Origin of the sequence: Actinomadura keratinilytica (assembly GCF_039539665.1) — a bacterium.
GTDB lineage: Bacteria > Actinomycetota > Actinomycetes > Streptosporangiales > Streptosporangiaceae > Spirillospora > Spirillospora keratinilytica.
Map to the genome: position 1 here is coordinate 1 of NZ_BAABDO010000264.1, position 1,306 is coordinate 1,306.

At 68.5% G+C, this 1,306-nt stretch carries 1 protein-coding gene; it reads left to right on the plus strand.

Annotated features, from left to right (window positions below):
* The first annotated feature begins 184 nt into the window (after nucleotides 1-184).
* Nucleotides 185-844, plus strand: a complete 660-nt coding sequence (locus ABD879_RS32590; protein WP_345025644.1) for an HAD family hydrolase — start codon at nucleotides 185-187, stop codon at nucleotides 842-844.
* The last annotated feature ends 462 nt before the right edge of the window (nucleotides 845-1,306 follow it).

Genomic DNA, 1,306 nt, shown 5'->3' on the forward strand with positions numbered 1-1,306 from the left:
CGATGTCGTCACGCAGGCTCATGCGGCACATCCCATCGCAAGGCGAGCGACTGGTCGGGGCGCGGATGGTCACGGATGAGCGTCATCATGACATCGGCGCCGTCGTACTCCCACCAGAGGCCGTTCAGCACCCGCGCTTCGGGTGGCCGGGGTGGCGGGCGGTCGCTTCACTAGGCTGGCCGCCATGATCCGTGCAGTGGTGTTCGACGTCGGCGAATGCCTGGTGAACGAGACGCGGGAGTACGGCACGTGGGCCGATTGGCTCGGTGTCCCCCGGCACACGTTCTCGGCGGTGTTCGGCGCGATCATCGCCAGGGGGTCGGACTACCGGGAGACGTTCCAGGTGTTCGCCCCCGGCTTCGATCTGACAGAGCAGCGGGAGAAGCGGGCCGCGGCCGGAGAGCCCGAGACGTTCGGCGAGGAGGACCTGTACCCCGATGCGCGTCCGACCCTGGCGAGGCTGCGCGATGACGGGCTGTGGGTCGGGATCGCGGGCAACCAGACGGCGCGGGCCGGCGGCATCCTGCGGTCGCTGGACCTGCCCCAGGACATGATCGCCACATCGGACGACTGGGGGGTGTCCAAGCCGGACCCCGCGTTCTTCGGCCGCGTGGCGGACGCCGCGCCGTGTGCGGCGGACGAGATCCTGTACGTGGGCGACCGGTTGGACAACGACATCCGGCCTGCGGCGGCGATGGGGTTGCAGACGGCGCTGATCCGGCGGGGTCCGTGGGGGATCATCTGGCAGGACGACCCGGAAGCCGACCGCATCGCGACAATGCGCATCGACTCGCTGGCCGAGCTTCCGGCCCGGATCGCCGAGTACAACACCGAAGCACGCTGAGAGCGGTGCGCCAGTCGGCCGATGCCGTGCCTGGCGCTGCGCACCATGGGTGATTCAGACCGCGCGCAGCGTTCGTCGAGCGCGCGAGGCCAATACCGAGAACGCCCCCGTAGTGGCATACGGCCGGTGGGCAACATCCGCAAACCCGACTCGAACCAGTACCGGCTCCGCCACTAGGGCGTGTCCGGTGGATCATGGTGGATCATCGTAGATCCGTCAGCAGTGCGGTGGCCGGGGTGCTCCGGCTGGGTGGTGACGAGCCTGCTGGTGGCTTTCGACCGCTTTGCCGTTTCGGCAGGGCGGCTGCATCGGAGGCAGGCACACGGCCGCCGAGATCCACCGGACACCACCTAGGGCCTGTTTTGCGGATCTGCGGATCTGGATCTTGTGGTTGTGGCTTGATAAGGGGCCATGGTTCGCCGACACGAGCTGACCGATGCCGCCTGGGCCAGGATCGAGCCG